The following is a 1436-nucleotide window of genomic DNA, read 5'->3' on the forward strand; positions in this document are numbered from 1 at the left end:
ACCATCCTAGATGGTTTTAAACTAAGAACATACCCAAGACAATTTATTAAAAATTAGTTTTTACACAGTCTGTGCCAGATTCAGACTTTGGTAATCACAGTGTGTGCGCCATTATGACCGACGAATTTTTGCAATTTTCTAAGGCGCAAGGTAACGATTTAATTAGCCCTAATCCTTTATATGATTTTGCGGGCTTAAAAGCTGGCGATAAGTGGTGCTTATGTGCGATTCGTTGGTATCATGCCATTGCTGCAAATGTTGCTCCTCCTGTTGTTCTTGAAGCAACAAACCAAAAAGCGCTAGATATTATTCCCCTTGAAGTATTAAAAGCACATCAATATACCGGGTAATGATTTGAGCGCTCAGCTTGCAATATTAAAGTATTATAACCACCCTTTATGTTTAAAAAATAAGTAAGGGGCAAAGCCCGACAGTAACATAATGCCAATTGCAAATGGATAACCCCATTCCCATTGTAGCTCAGGCATTATATTAAAATTCATACCATACACACTAGCCACTACTGTAGGCGGTAAGAAAACTACTGAGGCAATAGAAAAGGTTTTAATAATTTGATTTTGTTCAATATTAATAAAGCCTTGTGTTGAATCCATCAAAAAGTTCACCTTGTCGAATAAAAAGGTACAGTGCGACATTAAAGTTTCTATATCGAGTACAATTTCTCTAAGAGATTCGCGCTCGTCATTTTGCGCGCCTATACGGCGTATTAAAAACGAAATATTGCGTCGCGTATCCATTAAACATAAACGCACCTTACCATTAGCATCTTCTAAGCGAGCTATACGACCAACCGCCTCTTCTAAGTCTGAGTTATCTTCTTCAAGTACATAAGCACTGAGCCTCTCTAATTGATGATGCATGTCTTCGAGCATATCAGCATGGTTTTCAACTTTTTGATCAAATAAAGTGATTAATAATTGTTTTGCTGTATCGCATGCCACCTGACCTTTGCGCGCTCTTAAGCGCAGTAGTCTAAAATCAGCCAATTCCTCATCACGAATAGTAAGTAAGCAATTGTTTTGCAACAAACAAGCTACCGTTACAGTATTAAATCGCCCTTCATTAGGTGACATAAACAATGCATGCACATGTAAACCTTCATTATCGATAAAGCACCTTGACGACGTTTCAATCTCTTCTACATCTACCGAATCTGGAAAAGTTATATTGAGCGTTTTTGCAAGCGCATTTTGCTCCTGCGGTGTTGGATTAATAGTATCAATCCAATGTGCATTCTTTATGGATACTTCAACAGGGGTATCAGGTAAAGGCGTTAACTCTTTGATCACTCCTTGCTCGATGGAAAAAAACCTCAACATACACTTTGAATCGCCCCGCGTTTGCCAGAGACTCAATAACTTGAGAAACTGGAACTATGAAAAAATCAAATCGCTATACATCAGAATTTCGTGAAC

The 1436-nt window shown here is 38.2% G+C and carries 1 protein-coding gene and 1 pseudogene; one reads left to right on the forward strand and one right to left on the reverse strand.

Annotated elements, in window-relative coordinates:
• Positions 1-71 precede the first annotated feature (71 nt).
• Positions 72-350 (forward strand): annotated as a pseudogene (locus AAEY57_RS19155) (DUF2237 family protein); the annotation flags it as partial.
• 33 nt (positions 351-383) lie between these two features.
• Here the strand turns inward: AAEY57_RS19155 and corA are convergent.
• On the reverse strand, positions 384-1340 hold the full coding sequence (gene corA, locus AAEY57_RS19160) for a magnesium/cobalt transporter CorA (RefSeq protein WP_013465786.1): 957 nt from the start codon (positions 1338-1340) through the stop codon (positions 384-386).
• Between the last annotated feature and the right edge of the window lie 96 nt (positions 1341-1436).

Origin of the sequence: Pseudoalteromonas sp. MER144-MNA-CIBAN-0113, from assembly GCF_040308965.1 — a bacterium.
In the GTDB taxonomy this organism is placed as follows: Bacteria; Pseudomonadota; Gammaproteobacteria; order Enterobacterales; family Alteromonadaceae; genus Pseudoalteromonas; species Pseudoalteromonas tetraodonis.